Annotated in this window: 16 protein-coding genes and 1 tRNA gene; 13 read left to right on the forward strand and 4 right to left on the reverse strand. The window is 61.0% G+C overall.

The features are described from left to right. The first annotated feature begins 1 nt into the window (after position 1). The 6 genes from argC to glpX all read left to right on the forward strand — a co-directional run bounded on the left by argC (position 2) and on the right by glpX (position 7330). Positions 2-946: an N-acetyl-gamma-glutamyl-phosphate reductase gene (argC, locus tag FHS83_RS16105; RefSeq protein WP_167083983.1), complete on the forward strand. Its 945-nt coding sequence runs from the start codon at positions 2-4 to the stop codon at positions 944-946. A 26-nt stretch (positions 947-972) separates the two neighbouring features. After that, a complete protein-coding gene (locus FHS83_RS16110) occupies positions 973-2139 on the forward strand; it encodes a serine hydrolase domain-containing protein (protein ID WP_167083985.1) in 1167 nt (388 codons plus the stop codon). Between the two features lie 143 nt (positions 2140-2282). After that, positions 2283-3728, forward strand: coding sequence for an OmpA family protein (locus FHS83_RS16115; protein WP_167083987.1), 1446 nt, complete (start codon positions 2283-2285; stop codon positions 3726-3728). A 135-nt stretch (positions 3729-3863) separates the two neighbouring features. Next, the gene (locus tag FHS83_RS16120) at positions 3864-5063 is read left to right on the forward strand and encodes an LL-diaminopimelate aminotransferase (protein ID WP_167083989.1); all 1200 of its coding nucleotides are present in this window, start codon (positions 3864-3866) and stop codon (positions 5061-5063) included. Positions 5064-5075: 12 nt separating this feature from the next. Beyond that, complete coding sequence (locus FHS83_RS16125; RefSeq protein ID WP_208414905.1) at positions 5076-6347, forward strand: homoserine dehydrogenase; 1272 nt, start codon at positions 5076-5078, stop codon at positions 6345-6347. A 23-nt stretch (positions 6348-6370) separates the two neighbouring features. Next, positions 6371-7330, forward strand: a complete 960-nt coding sequence (gene glpX / locus FHS83_RS16130) for a class II fructose-bisphosphatase (RefSeq protein ID WP_167083993.1) — start codon at positions 6371-6373, stop codon at positions 7328-7330. Between the two features lie 38 nt (positions 7331-7368). On the opposite strand, the gene FHS83_RS16135 is transcribed toward glpX, so the two are convergent. Next, positions 7369-8499: an FUSC family protein gene (locus tag FHS83_RS16135; RefSeq protein ID WP_208414906.1), complete on the reverse strand. Its 1131-nt coding sequence runs from the start codon at positions 8497-8499 to the stop codon at positions 7369-7371. A gap of 58 nt (positions 8500-8557) precedes the next feature. Next, positions 8558-9487: an NAD-dependent epimerase/dehydratase family protein gene (locus FHS83_RS16140; protein ID WP_167083995.1), complete on the reverse strand. Its 930-nt coding sequence runs from the start codon at positions 9485-9487 to the stop codon at positions 8558-8560. A gap of 96 nt (positions 9488-9583) precedes the next feature. On the opposite strand from FHS83_RS16140, the gene FHS83_RS16145 reads away from it, so the two are divergent. Next, positions 9584-10477, forward strand: coding sequence for a LysR family transcriptional regulator (locus FHS83_RS16145; RefSeq protein ID WP_208414907.1), 894 nt, complete (start codon positions 9584-9586; stop codon positions 10475-10477). Here FHS83_RS16145 and FHS83_RS16150 read toward each other — a convergent pair whose 3' ends face one another. Continuing rightward, on the reverse strand, positions 10478-11683 hold the full coding sequence (locus tag FHS83_RS16150; protein ID WP_167083998.1) for a sensor histidine kinase: 1206 nt from the start codon (positions 11681-11683) through the stop codon (positions 10478-10480). A 159-nt stretch (positions 11684-11842) separates the two neighbouring features. On the opposite strand from FHS83_RS16150, the gene recJ reads away from it, so the two are divergent. Both recJ and FHS83_RS16160 read left to right on the forward strand, forming a co-directional pair. After that, the gene (gene recJ, locus FHS83_RS16155) at positions 11843-13603 is read left to right on the forward strand and encodes a single-stranded-DNA-specific exonuclease RecJ (RefSeq protein WP_167084000.1); all 1761 of its coding nucleotides are present in this window, start codon (positions 11843-11845) and stop codon (positions 13601-13603) included. A 234-nt stretch (positions 13604-13837) separates the two neighbouring features. Continuing rightward, positions 13838-13912 (forward strand) — tRNA-Glu (locus FHS83_RS16160). A 71-nt stretch (positions 13913-13983) separates the two neighbouring features. Here the strand turns inward: FHS83_RS16160 and FHS83_RS16165 are convergent. After that, entirely contained in the window at positions 13984-15732 is a 1749-nt protein-coding gene (locus tag FHS83_RS16165; RefSeq protein WP_167084002.1) for a serine hydrolase domain-containing protein, read from the reverse strand. A gap of 232 nt (positions 15733-15964) precedes the next feature. On the opposite strand from FHS83_RS16165, the gene FHS83_RS16170 reads away from it, so the two are divergent. From FHS83_RS16170 to FHS83_RS16185, 4 genes are all read left to right on the forward strand, one after another. Further along, positions 15965-16300 (forward strand): hypothetical protein, encoded by a 336-nt coding sequence (locus FHS83_RS16170; RefSeq protein WP_167084004.1) that lies wholly within the window; start codon positions 15965-15967, stop codon positions 16298-16300. A 126-nt stretch (positions 16301-16426) separates the two neighbouring features. Next, complete coding sequence (locus FHS83_RS16175; RefSeq protein ID WP_167084006.1) at positions 16427-16798, forward strand: YciI family protein; 372 nt, start codon at positions 16427-16429, stop codon at positions 16796-16798. Positions 16799-16900: 102 nt separating this feature from the next. Beyond that, a complete protein-coding gene (locus tag FHS83_RS16180) occupies positions 16901-17323 on the forward strand; it encodes a MerR family transcriptional regulator (RefSeq protein ID WP_167084008.1) in 423 nt (140 codons plus the stop codon). Then, complete coding sequence (locus FHS83_RS16185; RefSeq protein WP_167084010.1) at positions 17262-17663, forward strand: carboxymuconolactone decarboxylase family protein; 402 nt, start codon at positions 17262-17264, stop codon at positions 17661-17663. The genes FHS83_RS16180 and FHS83_RS16185 overlap by 62 nt, the downstream gene beginning before the upstream one ends. Positions 17664-17705: the final 42 nt, after the last annotated feature.

Genomic DNA, 17705 nt, shown 5'->3' on the forward strand with positions numbered 1-17705 from the left:
CGTGGCACACAAGATTTTTATCGATGGCGCGGCAGGAACGACGGGGCTCGAAATCCGCCAGCGCCTGTCTTCGCGCAGCGATTTGACCTTGCTGGAGCTTGCCGACAGCGAGCGCAAGGAAGCCGCCGCCCGCGCCCGCGTACTCAACGAGGCTGATCTCGTCATCCTTTGCTTGCCGGATGATGCGGCGCGGGAAGCCGTCTCGCTGATCGAGAATCCAGAGGTGCGGGTAGTGGACGCCTCTACGGCGCATCGTACCGCGCCCGGCTGGACCTATGGCTTTGCCGAACTCGAGAAAGATTCCAGCGAAAAGATCGCCGCCTCCAAGCGCGTCTCCAATCCCGGCTGCTGGGCGACGGCCTTCATCGCGCTGGTTCGTCCTTTGGTGCGCGCCGATCTTCTGCCCGCGGAATATCCTGTCGCGGCGAATGGCGTGTCCGGCTATTCGGGCGGCGGCAAGTCTATGATTGCCGAATTCGAAAACAAGGATGGGCCGACGTACACCGAGACAGTGGTGCGCGGCTATGCTTACACGCTCGCCCATAAGCATCTGCCGGAAATGACCATGCATACCGGCCTTAGCCATCCGCCGGTGCTCGCACCCTCCGTGGGGCGCTTCTATCGCGGTATGATGGTGGAAGTGCCGCTGGCGCTATGGTCGCTTCCCGGCAATCCCGCGCCTCGTGATATCCGCGCTGTGCTGGAAGAGGCCTATGCCGGAGCGAAGCTTGTGGACGTGGCTTCCGAAGGTCCGGTACCGGTGACCCTTGATGCCGAAGCGTTGAAAGGCACCAATGCCCTTCGACTGCATGTCTTCGGCAACGATAAGAGCGGGCAGGTGCGTCTGGTTGCCTTGCTCGACAATCTCGGCAAAGGGGCGGGCGGCGCGGCGGTGCAAAACCTCAACATCATGCTCGGATTGCCGGAGACCGAAGGGCTGGTATAGCCTTCCCGAAAGTCTCGGGGGATTTCATGCGCTGGCTCGCCATTGCGGCATTTCTGTTCGTGGCACCTTGCGCGGCCGGGTATCTTCCGCCTCCAGGCGACGATTGGGCCAAGCACGCCCCTGCACGTGAAGGTTTTGACGTGGCCAAGCTGCAGGCCGCGATCGATTTCGCCAAGGCGCATGAATACAAGCTGAGCCCCGAGCTGGATGGGGTGATCGACCAGCGCGATCTCAGGCTCATCCAGCCGTTGCAATATGCGGGTGAGCCTTTCAACACGCCGATTGGGCCTTTGGCACCGCATGCGCCATTGAGCGGCATCATCCTGCGGCATGGCTATATCGTCGCCGAATGGGGTGATACGGCCGCTGCCGATATGACCAATTCGATTTCGAAGACATTCCTCTCCGCTGTCGCCGGAGTTGCCTTCGACAGGCACATGATTCCGGATGTGCACGCGCCGGTGATCGATCTGGTGCAGCCTTCGCCCGATTTCCTCCTGCCGCATAACCGGTCCATCACCTGGGATATGATGCTGCGACAGACGTCGGGTTGGATCGGTACTATGTGGGGTAAGCCCTGGTGGGCGGATCGGCCGGGCAAACAGGCTTGGGATGAGCTGGCCAAAGGCCCGCCGGAACCTGGTAAGGAATGGAAATACTCCGATGTACGGGTGAACGCGCTTGCCTTGGCACTCACCCATGTTTGGAAGCGCCCGCTTCCCGATGTTCTAAGCGAAACGGTGATGGAGCCGATTGGCGCGTCCAAGACGTGGCATTGGGAGGGGTATGAGAACTCCTATACGCAAATCGGCGGCAAGCGCGTGAAGGTGGTTTCCGGCGGGGGCCATTGGGGCGGGGGCATGTTCATCTCCGGGCGCGATCTGGCGCGGCTTGGACTTCTGGCGCTCAACAAAGGGGCTTGGGGCAAGAAGCGGATTCTCTCGGAGCAATGGATCGCCATGGCGCGTACGCCGACCGGACCGAATCCGGGCTATGGCTACATGAACTGGTTTCTCAATACGGACGGTAGGACCTATCCCGCGGCGCCCAAGGACAGTGTCACCTTCATCGGTAACGGCACCAACATGGTCTATGTCGACTACCAGCATGACCTCGTGGCGGTCGTGCGCTGGATCGACGACAAGCAGCGGCCCGAATTCGTCCGCCTGCTCAACGAGGCGATTGCCCGATAGCCCCTCGCAAAGCTGCGACAGATGGCAATCAGAGGCTGTTTTATCACCAATTTCATGCCCGTAAGGCCCCGGGCCCGCTTGGAAGGCGTTGCCAGGGCCTGTATATGGGCATTCGGTGCCAACAAGGTGCCGAGGAGCATGCGATGAAGCTGGGCATTCGGAAAGTGAAGTTGTTGGGGGTCGCGACGGTGGCCCTGTTGGCGTTGAGCGCCTCCGGCTGCTCCAGCCTTCCCAGCGTTCCTGATTGGGTTGATCCCACCACTTGGTTTGGCGGGAACGATACCGCCGATAACGGCGAAACGCCTGATCTTGCCAGCATTCCTGATAAGCCCGGCGCAGTCTCGCCGGATGAAAAGCAGCAGGTCGCCGATCAGCTCGCGGCGGACCGCAAGAACGCTCAGTACAGCGCCGATGCGCTGCGTGGCGGCACCGAGCCCGCTGCTGCGCCGCCGCCGGATGCCCCGGTCGTCGCCAAGGCGAGTGCCGAATCTGAAGCCGTCGCCACCAAGAAAAAGGTGGCCACTGTGCCCGCCCCCGCGCCGAAGGCCGCCCCGACCACGGTGGATCATTCCATTGCTCAGGATCCGCAGGGTGCCGTCCAGCCAGGCGCGCTGCCTGCGACCGCGCCTGGAGCCGCCGCTGGTGTGCCGCCGCCTGCCGAGCCGGTGCAGACCTCCGCGCTGCCTGAAGCTGCGCCCGCGGCTGAAAAGGTTGCCGAGAAGCCGGTTGAGAAGCCCGCCAAGAAGACCAAGGTTGCCAAGCTGGAAGCCCCCGCCGCTGCGCCGGTCGCGGCTCCCGCTCCGGCTCCCCAAATGACTCCATCCGCCGCTGCGCCGGTTGCGAGTGCGTCTGCTCCCGTCGCCCCACGGGTCGCCGTTCCCGTCGCCACAGTGTCGCCGTCGGATGCCGAACTCGGCTTCAAACCTTCCAGCGCGCCGCCGCTGGATGCCTCCGTCTCGCAATTTGTGGCGGCGCCGATTGTCGATCACTATCGCCGTTCGGCCACTGGGGGATACACCTCCATTCCGCCGACGATGACGGTCGCCCGTAAGCCGGTCCGCCGCGCCACCCAGGTTGCGAGCGCCGCGGCGGAGACGCCGGTGAAAACGGTTGCTGCGCCTCCGAAGATTCGCCGCGGCATTGGCGGTCCCGAAAAAATGACCGGCGCCGTGGTGGCCAATCTTGGTGTTCTGTCGGGCGCCCCAACGGCGACCATGGCAGCTCCGACCTCTGGGGCGCTGGCGGTGGTCTATTTCCCGGGAGACGCGTTGCGTCTCAATGGTGAAGCCAAGGCCCAGGTCGATGCCGCGGCCGAGCAGTTCAAGGCGTCGGGCGGGCAGGGCTTTGTCCGCGTGGTCGGCCATTCTTCCAGCCGCACCCCGAACATGTCGCCGGAAAAGCATATCGAGATCGTCTTCAAGAAGAGCCAGGATCGCGCCAATGCGGTGGCCGCGGAGCTGATCCGGGCCGGTGTTCCCGCCGCTAAGGTTCTGGTCGAGGCGGTCGGTGACACCCAGCCGGTCTATTTCGAATCCATGCCGAAGGGCGAGGAAGGTAACCGCCGCGCGGAAATTTTCCTGCAAGGCTGAGCCAGAACCGGGCTTTTCCGCTACTGCGTCCGTTGGCGCATCGCAAGAATGCGTCGAAAATCATTGACGCGGCGGGCAAACTGCCGTGTCTTGGGGGCCGCAACCCGCCGGAGATGGTTCACGCCTTAAAGGATCATGCAAACCGACTTTTACCGCATCAAGCGCCTTCCGCCCTACGTGTTCGAACAAGTGAACAAGTTGAAGGCGCAGGCCCGAGCTGCGGGCGACGACATCATCGATTTCGGTATGGGCAATCCCGACATGCCCACGCCTCCGCATATCGTCGAGAAGCTCTGCGAAGTCGCGCATGATCCGCGCTCGAACCGCTATTCCGCCTCGCGCGGTATCAAGGGCCTCAGGAAGGCTATGGCGGGCTATTACCAGCGCCGATTCGGTGTCGAGCTCGATGCTGATTCGGAAGTGATCGCCACTCTCGGTTCCAAGGAGGGCTTCGCCAACCTTGCGGCCGCCATCACCGCCCCCGGCGATGTCGTGCTGGTGCCGAACCCGGCCTATCCGATCCATGCATTCGGCTTCATCCTGGCGGGCGCTGCCATCCGGCATATTCCGGCCAATAACCCGGAAGAGTATCTGCGCCAGATCGATCGCGCCGCGCATCACTCCATTCCGTCGCCTTTGGCGGTGGTGGTGAATTATCCTTCCAATCCGACGGCGCAGGTCGTTGGGCTCGATTTTTACAAAGAGCTCTTACGTATCGCGCGTAAGCACGAGATGTGGGTGCTGTCGGATCTGGCCTATGCCGATATCTATTTCGATATCGAGCCGCCGCCCTCGATTCTGCAGATCGAGGGCGCCAAGGACATCGCGATCGAGTTCCAGTCGCTGTCGAAAACCTATGCCATGCCGGGCTGGCGTATGGGCTTTGCGGCCGGCAACAAGACGCTGATTGGCGCCTTGGCGCGCATCAAGAGCTATCTCGATTATGGCGCTTATACGCCGATCCAGGTGGCGGCCTCCGCGGCGCTGAACGGGCCGCAAGAATGCGTCGACGAAATTCGCGCTATCTATAAATCACGCCGCGATGTGCTGGTGGAAAGCATGGGCCGCGCGGGCTGGGAAATCGATTCACCGCCCGCCTCGATGTTCGCTTGGGCAAAACTTCCCGAACAATATCGCGAGCATGGCTCGATGGAGTTCGCCAAACAGCTTCTGGTTCATGCCAAGATCGCCGTCGCGCCGGGCATCGGCTTTGGCGAATACGGCGAAGGCTATGTGCGTATCGGCCTCGTAGAGAATGAGCATCGTATCCGCCAGGCCGCGCGCAATGTGAAGAAGTTTCTCTCCACCCGCTTTAACGAACCTGCGGAACTTTAGAAGATGAATGCGATGAAAATCGGGATCGCGGGCCTTGGCACCGTGGGCGGCGGCGTGGCTAAAGCACTTGGCGCCCATGGCGAGCTTTTGGGACTGCGCGCCAGCACGCCTTTGGAGGTGGTCGCGGTATGCGACCGCGATGCCGATAAGCGCGCCCAGTTCGATGCGCCGCAAAAGTTCGACGACATCAAAGCGTTGGCCGCATCGAATGCCGATCTCATCGTGGAATTGATTGGCGGCGAGAATGGCGCCGCGCCGATGCTGGTGGAAGCCGCGTTGAATGCGGGAAAGCACGTCGTTACTGCGAACAAAGCGATGATGGCACGCCATGGCGCGCGGCTCGCGGCGCTGGCGGAACAAAAGGGAAGGGCGCTGCGCTTCGAGGCGGCGGTGGCGGGGGGTATCCCGATCGTCAAATCGCTGCGCGAAAGCCTGATGGTTTATGGCATCTCGGCAGTGCGCGGCATCCTCAACGGCACCTGCAATTACATCCTGACGCAAATGGAAGCGACGGGACGCAGCTTCGAAGACGTGCTGAAGGACGCTCAAGCGCTTGGCTATGCCGAAGCTGATCCCGAGCTTGACGTTGGCGGCGGAGATACCGCGCATAAGCTCGCGCTTCTGACCTCTTTGGCCTTCGGCGTGAAGCCTGATCTTGATTCGGTTGCGGTGCAGGGCATTCGCAATATCACTCCTGAAGACATCTCTTTCGCGCGCGAATTCGGTTACCGCATCAAGCTTCTGGGTATTGCCAAGAAGACACAGGCGGGCATCGATCAACGCGTACAGCCGGCGATGGTGAAAGCGGGAACCGCGCTCGCCGATGTCGAAGGCGTACTCAATGGCGTTGTTGTGAACGCTAACGAGGCAGGTCCGTTCTTCTTTGAAGGCCGCGGCGCTGGGGAATGCCCCACTGCCAACGCTGTCATTGCCGATATTGTAGACATTGCGCGTGGTAACACCGGATCGGTGTTTGGTCTGCCTGCCGACAATTTGCTAGCGCTGTCAGCCGCGCCAACGGGTAGCGCTTCATCCGCATATTATCTACGTTTCCAGGTGCTGGATGTGCCTGGGGTTTTGGCGGAAATCGCAGGGCATCTGGCCAAGTGGCGGGTGTCAATTGAAAGCATGATCCAGCGTGGACGTGCCCCTGGCGAAGCGGTTTCGATTGTCATGATCACACACGAAACTAAAGCGAGTGACGTGGCGGGAGCTCTCGACACGATTTCGCAATCGGCGAACGTGATTGCCCCTCCTTGCATGATACCGATGGAATCCAAGTAGCTCCGCCATATTGAGGAGTTGTAATGGGTAATTGGTTGGACCGTGCCTTCGCACTGGAAGCAGTGCGGATCACGGAGGCGGCTGCCGTGGCGGTTGCGGATTTGATCGGGCGGGGCGACGAGCATGCCGCCGATCACGCAGCCGTGGAGGCGATGCGGCGTAGTTTCAGTTTTTTGCCGGTCACGGGCACGGTCGTCATTGGTGAGGGCGAGCGCGACGAAGCCCCCATGCTTTATATCGGCGAAGTGGTCGGAACGGGTGGTCTCGAAGTCGATATCGCGCTCGATCCCTTGGAAGGCACGTCGCTGACAGCCAAGGCGCTGCCTAATGCGCTCGCGGTGCTCGCCATCGCCGAACCCGGCACGCTCCTCAACGCGCCCGACGTCTATATGAACAAGATCGCAGTGGGTCCAGGCTATTCGGAAGGCACCGTTGATCTCGATGCCTCGGTGGCGGAAAACATCAACGCTCTGGCGCGAGCCAAAGGCGTGCATCCGCGCGAGATCACCGCGCTGGTGCTGGATCGTCCGCGTCATGAAAAGCTGATTGAGGATATTCGCGCTGCGGGCGCCGCGCTGCGTCTCATCAGCGATGGCGATGTGGCGGGTATCATTGCTACTACCGATCCCAATACCGGCATCGATATCTATTTCGGCCAAGGCGGTGCGCCGGAAGGCGTGCTGGCAGCGTCGGCGTTGCGCTGTTTGGGCGGTCAGATGCAGGGGCGGCTGGTGTTCCGAACCGATGACGAACGCGAGCGCGCCGCCAAATGGGGCATCAACGATCTCGACCGGAAGTATCTCGTGCGGGATTTGGCGAGTGGAGACGTGATTTTTTCTGCTACCGGTGTCACAGATGGATCGATGCTGCGCGGTGTGCGCCGTACGCCGGATCACATTGTGACCCACAGCGTGGTGATGCGGTCTACCTCCGGCACGGTGCGCTGGATCGAGGCTCGTCACGCCCGCAGGCGTCCGCGATAGAACGGAATAAGGCGCGCTCCTGGTGATGCGGGAGCGCGTTAATCCGTCGTCTCTTGCTCGCCGCCCCCAAGGCCCAGGCGTCCGCCGAGGGCTATGCCGACGACATGCCAGAGCGCCAGAAGCGGCTCGAGCATCGCCATACCGAGCAAGATGCCAAGTAGACGCCCAAAGCCTGGGTCGGCTGCCGCGCTGGTGTAACTATCAGGCACCAAGGTCACCAGCACGGCTAGGGTGAATTGCGTGCCGATATAGGCATGGGCGTGTTTGCCGTTTTCGATATGACGCCCGATGATGACGCCGAGTGTGGTGCCGAAAAGCAGCGCGGCCATGCTATGGTGGGCAAGAAGCAGGATCACGGCGGCCATCGAGGCTCCCGCGAGGCAGCCCGCCACGCGATGCAGAAGGCGGCGGCTCACCGGCAGAAATCCCGATACGCCAAGGCTCGAAATGGGCACCAGCATGACACAGATGATGCTGATGGCGCTCTGACCAAGTTGCGGTAAGCCTGTCAACGCTCCCAAAGGCGGCAGCAAGGCGAGGGCTGTTGCCGCCTGTAGGGCATGGCGAAAGGCGTGGATATCGAAGCCAATAGAGTTCCTCCGCGCCATCCGCTTGCCTGGCCAGCGCCGCCGCGCGGTCAGATGCGAAATCACGCTGACCAGCACGCAAGCAAAAGTCCCTGCCGCCACTTCCAGCATTCGCGTTTCCGCGAAAACCGAAATGCTGTGATGTGGCGCCTCCAGCTTGTCGAGCAGGATCATCTCAAAAGTGAGGCCGACGAAAAGCCAGGAATAAGCGTGCTTGCGGGTAAGCGCGCCATAAAGCGCGATGCCGCCCACTACTGCACAGGCAAGCGATGCCAGCAAAAGGGAATGTGTAACGCTCGGCACGATCAGCACTGCGATGAGGACACCGCTGATGGTCCCGACTATTCGCAAGCTGCCGCGCAACAAGCTGTCCAAGACATGCCCGCGCATCACCATATAGCCGGAGAAGGCGGCCCAGGAGACGTTCTCCACGCCGGCGAGATGGCCAAAGAGGATGGCCAGCAGCACCGAGAACACGCATTCGGCCTCGTCAACCATCCGCTCGCCCTCAAGACGGGGCAGGATGGATGGAAAGGCGGGCAGCTTGAGCATGGCGGCGGCTTTAGGCGGGCGTTCTTCCATCGCAAAGCCGACGCCGTTTCACAAGCCAAAAGCCATCCCGGCCGGTGGGGCATTGTGCCTAGGACGCGAGATTACCATTCGCCGCCAGCGTGGCGCGCACTGCCTCGTCCCAATTGGTGTGAGGTTCGCCGCCCAAAGCAGCCATCAGTGCTGTGTTATCGAGCTCAACATTCTTCTGCCAGAGATAGCGCATTTCCTGAAGCTCCCGCAGCATCGGGACAAAAGGCGAGGCAAGCTTGGTCGCCAACCAGGGGAAACGCGAAACCTGCAACGCCGGATTGCCAAGTACACGCCGGATGGCGGTGATCATTTCGCTGCCATCCTTGTCCCAATGGCCTTGAAAATGAAAACGCGCGAAATCGGGCAGGGGACGCTCCAGCAGAAGCATCATGGTTTCAGCCAAATCCGGCAGATAGGCCCAGCTATGTCCTACGCCGCGTGCGCCGGGATAAACGATGCGGGTTACGGGCATTCTCGCTTTCACGATCACCTGTGCGAACCAGTTATTTCCCGCGCCGGGGCCAAAGAAATCTCCCGCCCGAACAATCAAAACCTTGGCGCCGCCCTCTTGAAGATGGCGCTCCATCTCCACGCGGATTTTTCCTTTTCGGGTTTTGGGATTTTGCGGCGAGGTTTCGCGCAGCAGCGGGAACGCATCTGGACCGTAATTATAGACTGTGCCCGGCAAGACAATGCGCGCGCCCGCAGCTTTTGCGGCAGCGATACTGTTGTCGATCATCGGCAGCACCAGCTTGTCCCAATGGCGGTATTGCGGAGGATTGACGGCATGGACGATCACCTCTGCGCCTTCGGCGGCGCGCATCACATCAAGCCCGTTGAAGGCATCGCCGGTGATCCAGGAAATGCCGCCCTCAACACCGCTTTTCTGGCGATGCAGGGCTGAAACCTGAAAGCCCCGGCCGCGCAAAACCCGCGCCATGGCTCCGCCAATTCCGCCAGTGGCGCCTAAAATCAGGGCTTTCGCCATTGTGTCGTCTCCTGCTCTGGGTGTCTCAGAAGATAGGGAGTCTGGAAGGAGAACGAAATTGCATGATATGTTCATCAAACTATGCAAAAATGCATAATGTCTGAGATTAGCTGGGACTATTATCGAAGTTTTCTCGCTGTACTGTGCGAAGGCAGTTTGTCGGGTGCCGCCAAGGCCCTGGGCGTGGCGCAACCCACCATTGGGCGCCATATGGATGCGCTGGAGAAGGCACTAGGGCTGACGCTCTTCACCCGGTCGCGTAACGGTTTCAAGCCCACGGAAGTGGCCTTGGCGGTCAAATCGCGTGCCGAGGCGATGGCTTCGATGGCAGAGGCGCTGCGCCGGGATGCCAGCGGCCATGGCAAGGAGATGGCGGGCAGCGTACGCATCAGTGCCTCGGAGGTGATGGGCGTGGAGGCGCTGCCGTCAATCCTGACCTCTTTGGGTGAAACGCATCCGGGTCTTGGCTTCGAACTGGTTCTTTCGGATGCGTTGAGTGACCTTTTGAGCCGGAGCGCCGATATCGCGGTGCGCATGGCCGATCCGGTGCAAGACTCCCTTATCGCCCAGCGTGCCGGTAGTATCCAGCTGGGATTTTTCGCCCATAAGCGCTATCTGAAAGGCCGCTCCAAGCCGCGCAAGATTGGCGATCTCGCAGACCATCGCGTCATCGGCTTCGATACGGAAACCGGCTATATCCGCGATATGCTGCGCCGTTATCCCGCCTTGATGGGGCTACGCTACGATTTTCGCACCAACAGCTTTCTGGCGCAGCTCGCCGCCATCCGCGCAGGTGCTGGTATAGGTCTGTGCCAAATCCCGCTTGCCGCACGTGATGCCAATCTTGTGCCGCTTCTGCCAAACGCGCTGTCGCTATCGATGCCGTGTTATGTCGTCATGCATGAGGATCTGCGTTCCACGCCGCGCTACCGTATGGTGTTTCAGGCCTTGGTCGCGGGTTTGAAGCGTTTCGCTTCGGGCGTGGCGTAATCATCGCGTCAGGCTTTTCAAAGGTATCGTGATCTGGGCGCGCAGGCCACGACGATCCCAGGTCTTCTCCAGCTTGCCGCCAAATTGGCGCGTAATGGCGTCGCGCAAAAGCTTGCTGCCGAAGCCATTCAGCTCTGGCTGCTCCGCGATTTCCCGCCCGCCATCTTCACGCCAGAATATCTCTACCGCGCCTTCGTTATTTTCCATCCAATTAATGGCGATGTGGCCATGATCAGAGGTTAGCGCACCATATTTCACAGCATTGGTGGTGAGTTCGTGAAAGATTAGTGCCATGCCGTTGAGGGCGCGTTCGCCCAGCGCGATGGTCGGCCCGGTGAGCGTGAAGCGGTCCGTCTCCGCCGTATTATGCGGCTCGACAATCGCCACCAATAGAGTGCGCAGATCCTGCGCCTCCGCCGCGCTAGTGCCGCCAAATCCTTTACGTACCAATGCATGGGCGCGGGCGAGGGCGTAGAAGCGCCCGTTCAGCGTCTCGGCCATTTGATCTTTGCTGAAGGTGGTCTTGGCTGTGAGCCCGACAAGGCTTTGAGCGATGGTGAAGAGGTTTTTCACCCGATGTGCCATTTCCCGGGTCAAGGTTTCCTGTTGCTCCACCGCGTTTTGCAGGAGCTGCTGGGTTTCACGTATGCGCAAGGCGATCCCGGCGAAGCGCGCCAGTTCGCTCGCCGCCTTGGCATGGCCGGCATGGAAATGGCCTTCACGTTCCGAAACGATCCAAAGCGTGCCTATTGGCTTTGCCCCTGCGTAGTGTAACGGCACCAGTAATACTTCAGGTATGGCGATGCCCGCTTCGGCAACCCAGCTATAGAAGCGCTCGGGATGGCGGCAGAGAACCGGCCGGTTTTCATCCAGCGTAACGCCGCAAGGGCTGTAATTGCGCGGGGTCGTGGCGTTTTCAAAGGGCGCGAGGAGTCCTTTAAGGCAGCGCCAGCGGAATACGCCTGCCGTTTCCTCCAATATACTGAGCCCAGCGGAAACCCCTTGGGTTATTTCCTGGGCGCGTTCGACAAAGCGCGGCAGCACCTCTTCGGGCGCGTCCAACATCCGACCGGCGAGGTCTCGCAAGGCGTCCATTTGCAGAGGGTAATCGGCGTCGGTTTCTCGGCGCGTCTGCAATTGCTCGGTAATGTAGAGATCGTCCGGCCATGCGTCGGAGCGGGCCGGGTGTGTTACCGAAGGGTTCATGCACATCCTTGTGCTATTCAATACGCGCTGGCCGTTCGCGTCTTTTTAGCAGCACGGATGCAGAATAGTTGCGGTGTAAAATCGCTTAATGCGCGTATTTATTTCGCCGCTGTTAGGGCAGGATTTGTACCCTTGGCCCGAATCGGCGCTGATAGACCCATGCAGATCGAAAGTTCCTTTTCTGGCCGCAAATGGCAGTCGGTTGCCTGTGACGAAGAGCAGGCGCGTGCGCTTGTCCATGCCCATCAACTGCCAGCCGTGATGGCGCGGTTTTTGGTATCGCGCGGTGTCGCCATTGAGGAGGCGCAGGATTATCTGCATCCGACGTTGAAAAAGCTGCTGCCCGATCCCTTTGTGCTGAAGGACATGGAGACGGCGGTGACGCGCGTGGTCGCGGCCATCGAGGCGGGCGAGAAGATTGCGGTTTTCGGCGATTACGATGTCGATGGATCCTGCTCGGCGGCTTTGTTTTCGGATTTTCTTGAACAGGTCTATGAAAAGCCCCGGCTTTATGTGCCCGACCGCATGACCGAGGGATATGGCCCTAACGCGGCGGCGCTTTTGGGACTTCAGGCGGAAGGCATTTCGCTGGTGGTGACGGTGGATTGCGGCGCGGGCGCGATAGACGCGCTCACCAAAGCCCATGAGGCTGGCCTTGATGTGGTGATCCTGGACCATCACGCCGCCGAAAACCTGCCGCCTGCCGTCGCGCATGTGAATCCCAATGCGGGTGGTGATGCTTCCGGCCTTACCTATGTTTGCGCTGCGGGCATCACCTTCCTTTTCCTCGTCGCGCTCAATCGCGCCCTGCGTCAGAAGGGCTGGTATGTGAGCCGCAGCGAGCCAAAGCTGCTCGACGCCATCGATCTCGTCGGCCTTGCCACGGTCTGCGATGTGGTGCCGCTTCTGGGGGTCAATCGCGCGTTCGTACGCGCAGGCCTCGCCAAGCTTGGTTCTCTTGAGCGGCCTGGCGTTGCAGCGCTGGCCAAGATTGGGGGCGCTACGGCGCCTTTCACGCCTTATCATTTGGGTTTCGTTTTTGGTCCGCGCATCAATGCGGGCGGTCGTGTGGGGCGCTGTGGCCTTGGTGTTGATCTTCTCACCGCGCGCGATCCTGCTTCGGCGGAGGACTTCGCCCAAGCGCTGGACACCCACAACCGCGAGCGCCAGGCGCTGGAGAAGCTCATTTTGGATGAAGCCATCACTATGGCCGCATCCGAAAGCGAGCAGCCTTTCATTCTGGTTTCTGGCGAGGGCTGGCATCCGGGCGTGGTCGGCATTGTGGCGGGCCGCCTGAAGGATCGTTTCAAGAAACCGGCCTTTGTGGCGGGCTTTGACGGTGTGGCGAGCGAGGGCGGCCTTCTGGGGCGTGGTTCGGCGCGTTCGGTGACAGGCGTCAATGTCGGTGCCATGATCCGCGCCGCGCGCGAGGCTGGTGTGATTGAGACTGGCGGCGGCCACGCCATGGCGGCGGGTTTCGGGCTTTACCCAGAGCAGGTCGAGCCCTTCCGTGATTTCCTTCTGGAGGCGTTTGAGGAGGGCGGTGTGCCCGAGCCAGAGCCGCTGCAGATTGATCTCGTGATCGCGCCTGCGGGCGCCACAGAAGGGCTAGTACGGGATCTGGCGCTGGCTGGGCCTTATGGCGCCAGCAACCCCGAGCCGATGCTGGTCGTTGCTGAGGCGATGGTCTCCTATGCGGACATTGTGGGGCAGGGCCATGTCCGCCTGCGCCTCTCAGGCTCGGACGGGGCGCGGCTCGACGCGATTGCCTTCCGCGCGGCCGACACGCCTTTGGGTCAGGCGCTGCTGAAGGCGCGAGGCACCAAGATCCATGCCGCCGGCCGGCTCAAGACTGATTCTTGGAATGGGGCCGTCCGTGTGCAGCTTCAGCTCGAGGATGCTTCTCCCGCTGGGGTTTAACGGTGCCTTTGCACCCCGTAAGAGGGGAGAAACTGGTTCTCATCGGCGTGCTAAAGCCGCTTTTTGGGCCTGCCGCACTCCCGCTAAGTGCCAGATTCTGCTGCAAAGCGTCCTCTGGCGGGAGGGATTGGCCGCATCCAGCAAAAGCGGTCAAATTGCCCCAACTCCGCGCTTGCAATGGCCACAGAGGCCCTATATAGCCCTGCCTCCCGCGGCGATGCTGCGGTAACGGTAGCGCCCTTCGTCTATCGGTTAGGACTCAAGATTTTCAATCTTGCAAGAGGGGTTCGACTCCCCTAGGGCGCGCCAAAATCTCCTAAAATCAATGGGTTAGAAGCACGGGTTTGGGACGCGTTCCCTTTCCGGTTCCATCGCGCAGCCTATCCGGCGGATCGGCGAAAGGTCAGGCCGGAGTAGGTGAGGACGCCGTCTTCGCTGAAGCGAACGAGTTCTCCCGTCGTCTCGGGTCCAAGACCACCGGTGAAGGCGTGCCGTGGTCCGGCGACCACCATCGGATAGGTGAAGGCACCGCTGTTATAGACCAGCTGCAGCTGCATCAGGCGCTCTTGCAGGATATTGATCTCAGCGGCGAGGATCTGTTCGGCGCCGGGTATCTGATAGCCGAAGTGGTCATAGCGTCCGGCGCGCGCGCGCCAAGACTCGGCCAGCGGCGCCGTGACGACGCGGTATCCCGCCTGATGCTCGCCGTCGTCGTCCGATTGGCTGAACAGGACGTGGTAGGGGCCGACCTCGGCAAAGCGGTAGCGCTCCCCGACAACCACCTGCGGCTGGCCGCCATCTGCCTTCCTGAGGGGCTGAAAGCTTCCATCCGAGAGTGGGCGCAACCGGATCCGCCCGTCAGGCTCGTCGAGCGTCAGTCCGTCCCCGTCGAGCGTGATGGTTGCGAAGGTGCGCTTTCGGGGATAGTCGCCGACATGCGCGGCCAGGGCCTCGGTCGCGAGGGTGACCGGCGTGGCGTTCGGATCGACCGGCGGGAGGTGAGGCGAGGGGCGGATATCCTCTGTCTTCAGCCCGTAGTCCTCGAGCACCCGGAAGGCGAACGCGCTCGCCAGGGCATCCCCGCCCACGCTGTTGACCAGGATGGCGGCCGCGATCCGCTTTTGCGGCAAGAGCAGCAGAGCGGCGTTAGCAAAACCGGTGCTTCCCGCATGATACATCGCGAAGGCGCCGCCGCGCTGGAACATGAACCAGCCCAGGCCCTTCTTGTTCGTCTCGATCGCGATGTGAGCGTTGGAAAGGCGGAACATCGCCTGGACCGAGGCCGGGTCGATCAGGGGGCTGGGTGCGCCGCCCCAGGCTTTCATCAGGCCGATGGCGTAGCGCGCCAGATCTTCGACGCTGGAGTAGAGGCCGCCGGCGGGCTGGTCGCGAAGCTCCAGCGGTGGGGTGGGGCGTCCGTCCTGATAGTAGAGGCGCGCGCGTGCCGGAAGACCCGCCTCTGTGGCGAAGCCGGATCGCGCCATGCCCATTGGCCGAAGGATCCGGGACCGCACGTAGTCCGGATAGGCCTGGCCGCTGACGTTGCGTATGACGTTGCCGAGCAGGCTATAGCCAATGTTCGAATAGAGGCCGATCGTCTGGGGCCAGGCCGCGAGTTCCGTGTCGTTCAGGAGATCGACGACGTTGGTGTAGTCGGCGCTCTCCAGTCCCGTGTTCTTGAAGACATCGCTGGGAAGTCCGGACGTGTGGGTCATGACCGATCGCACGGTCACGCGGTTGAAATCGGCGCCGCGCGTACCGATACGCAGATTTGGGACGAAGTCGCGGACGGGCCTGTCAATGTCGACGCGACCCTCGGCCCGCAGTTGCATCAGGGCTAGCGCGGTGAAGGTTTTGGTCACGGAGCCGATCGGCACGATCGTGTCTGGGCGCATGGCGATGCCGTTCTCACGGTCCGCGTGGCCGAAACCTTCCGCCCAGACGACCGCGTTCTCTTGGACCAGGATCGCGCTGGCGCCGGTCAGCCGGTGGCGTGCCATGCCGTCGCCGATCAGCTTGCGATAGTCGTCGATCCGCCCGCTATCGGCGACCGGTTTCGCCAAGACCGCGGGTGCGAGGGCCATCGCGGCGGTCGTTACCCCTGCCTGGATCAAGGCTCGACGATGCATGGTGTTCCATCTCCTCGATGAGCCTGAATCAGATCGCGCCGATTATACCAATGGTCCAGACGCCAGGAACCCGCCGCTCATCGACTCTATAGGGCGCGCCAGCTTTCTCTCAGAACATCGTGATCAGGCAATGCTACGCAAAGCTTTGCGTGGCTCCCTAAAGTCCATATTTCCATTGCGGGATATAATCATCGGATCTATCTTTGGTTGTATAGCCGTAAGGGAGGCCGTTATGCGCTGGGCTCTGATCGTGGCGGTGGGAAGCATTCTTCTCGCAAGTGTTCCGGCATCCGCCGGCACCTTCGTTATTAAAGTCTCGAAACCAAATGGCAGTTGGTCGGCGTATCTCGACGACCAAGGTGATTGCAGCCGGGCCGCAGGATATCGCAACACAAGCTGGATGAGCGGAAATTGGCTAGGCCCGATACACTATTCTGAAGCCGATCGCGCAGCCCAACTAGATCGTTATTGGGCCTGCATGGCCGCGAAGGGCTATCGCGGCGATCCCAATGGCTTCAAGGCGGAAACCATCAGCTATTCCAAAACACCGCCGCGTTATACCCCGTAGCCCCCGTAATCATCGCGCTTGTTTGTACAGCGAACAAATACAACCTCCGCGGAGGATGGGATGTTTGCTGCGGCATTCAATGCGGCTTGTGCTAGCTTTTTGCTTGTTGGCAAAGAGGAGCCCTTCATGCGCGTGATGGTGTTGGTGAAAGCTACCGAAGACAGCGAAAAAGGCATTCTTCCTGCCCCGTCGCTGTTCGAGGCGATGGGGAAATTCAATGAAGAACTCCAGCAGGCTGGTATTCTGCGTGCAGCCGATGGGTTGAAGCCGACTACGCATGCCAAGCGGGTTGCTTTTGATGGTGACGCGCGCAGTGTCATGGATGGGCCCTTCGGTGAACCAAACGATCTGGTAGCTGGGTTCTGGATTTGGGAGGTCACGGATATGGAGGAGGCGGTCGCCTGGGTGAAGCGCTGCCCCAATCCCATGCCGGGCAAAAGCGAAATCGAAATCCGCCCGTTTTACGAAATGAGCGATTTTGAAGGGCTGCTGAAATAGCTCTTTTCCCTACCATTCATGCCACACCGCGTTTTTTGCGCTTGACTTAGAGTGCGCTCTAACTCGTAGCTTCTTGGGCGTTGTGATGAGATTTCGGCCTGGATGACCATCGGCGAGTTGGCAAGGAAAACGGGACTTTCTGCGCATACCATCCGGTATTACGAGCGCATCGGCCTGTTGCCTTATGCGCATCGCGATGGCTATCGCCGCGATTACGACGCCTCGATCCTCACCTGGATCGCGTTTCTTCTCCGCCTCAAATCGACCGGAATGCCTATTCGCGAGATGCTGCGCTACGCGGCGCTGCGGGAAAAGGGAATCGGTACCGAGACGGAGCGGCGTCTGCTTCTGGAACGCCATCGCGCTGCGGTTAAAAAGCAGCTCAGCGATCTGAAGGCCTGGCTTCTCATCCTCGATGACAAAATCGCCGGATATGCCCGCGCGGAAACGAGGAGCAAAGACCATGCAAACGCAAACCGACACAAACCAAAGCCGGCTCGAACGCGGCAAGCGCGCGCTCGCTGAGATAGACGGTGAGGCGGGGCAGAAGGTGGTGGAGGCGCTCGCCGGTATCGCCCCCGATTTCGCCACCTATCTCTTCGAATTCCCGTTTGGCGATATTTATACGCGCCCCGGCTTGAGCCTGCGCGATCGCGAGATTGCCACCATCGCGGCGCTGGCGGCGATGGGGACAGCGCAGCCGCAATTGAAGGTGCATATCGCCGCCGGGCTCAATGTTGGGCTGAGCCGCGACGAGATCGTCGAGATTTTGATGCAGATGGCGGTTTATGCCGGGTTTCCTGCGGCGCTGAACGGCCTCTTTGCCGCCAAGGAGGTATTTTCCGCATTGCCGCAGCCAGAATAAAGCCGCAAAGCTTAAATCTTACGGGGCGGGGCAAAGCATGCT

Source organism: Rhizomicrobium palustre (genome assembly GCF_011761565.1).
GTDB lineage: Bacteria > Pseudomonadota > Alphaproteobacteria > Micropepsales > Micropepsaceae > Rhizomicrobium > Rhizomicrobium palustre.